The organism is Chryseobacterium sp. SIMBA_028, from assembly GCF_046535285.1.
GTDB lineage: Bacteria > Bacteroidota > Bacteroidia > Flavobacteriales > Weeksellaceae > Chryseobacterium.
The window spans coordinates 1-251 of record NZ_JAWRWZ010000612.1; the positions used below are offsets into that span (position 1 = coordinate 1).

1 protein-coding gene is annotated in these 251 nt (G+C 33.9%); it reads right to left on the reverse strand.

All coding sequences use genetic code 11. The annotated features are described in order from the left end of the window. Positions 1-33: 33 nt before the first annotated feature. The coding region (locus SCA31_RS24675; protein ID WP_410699593.1) for a DUF2459 domain-containing protein at positions 34-251 on the reverse strand (218 nt) is incomplete at its 5' end.

Sequence of the window (251 nt, forward strand, 5' to 3'; positions counted from 1 at the left end):
CATAAAAATAAAGTGCAAAATTTTCACCGAATTCTATTTATAATGTTGGAAAATTCCAAAATCAGAAGGGGTCCAAAGGGCGGCTTTTTGACCTGCAGCTTTTAGTGCATTATTTGCCCAGGTATTACAGGTGTAAAAAAAGCTGTATGTTCCTTTTGCATCATAGAAAGCATCATTATCAATGCGAAAGCTAATCAGAAATTCCTGTTCAATTATGCCGATATTAATATTCTTTCTGAGCTTAAAAGGAT